The organism is Subsaximicrobium wynnwilliamsii, assembly GCF_007997225.1.
Lineage (GTDB): Bacteria > Bacteroidota > Bacteroidia > Flavobacteriales > Flavobacteriaceae > Psychroserpens > Psychroserpens wynnwilliamsii.
Window position 1 is genome coordinate 1 of sequence record NZ_VORM01000123.1, and the last position, 605, is coordinate 605.

The 605-nt window shown below is 27.3% G+C and carries 1 protein-coding gene; it reads right to left on the reverse strand.

All coding sequences use genetic code 11. From position 1 onward, the window contains the following. Positions 1-113 precede the first annotated feature (113 nt). Positions 114-389, reverse strand: a complete 276-nt coding sequence (locus ESY88_RS20760; protein WP_147088615.1) for a hypothetical protein — start codon at positions 387-389, stop codon at positions 114-116. Positions 390-605: the final 216 nt, after the last annotated feature.

Consider the following 605-nt stretch of genomic DNA (forward strand, 5'->3'; position numbering starts at 1 on the left):
GGCGTGTTCTAAGCACGGAATTTAGTAAATAAAAACTGAATAGAAAATCCGCGAGGATTTTCGTAAGTAGGCGAGAACCAGCCATTAATTATACACGGTGTTGCCAGTAGTTTTTATTCCGCTGGCTTATTTATTTCGGTTGAGTTCTTGATTGAAGATAAAATATCAATCCAATCTTCTTTTTTGCTAACTCTTAATTCCAAAAGGTCATACAAATCTTGTTCATCTACATATTTTATTGATAATACATCAAATCCGAAATCGAATATTCTCGTATCTAATTTGTTGCTTACTATTTTATCAACTTGGATAATCTTTTCAGCAGTTTTATTTATTCCAACGTAATACTTAACTTTTAATTGATTCCGTTTAGTATTATATTCAATCAAATGATTTTTCGATTTATAAATAATGAATAGAGATACTATTGACCATAAGATTAGGTAATAAATGATAAATCCGAACCCTAAAGAGTTTTGACTTAAAACATAGATTATTAGAATAATCAACAATATTGAAGGTAAAAGAAATTTGTTGAGTAATATCTTATTGTTTAAAGTCATTTTTATTTCGTTAAAATTCTAATTCCGTATTTTAATTTTATT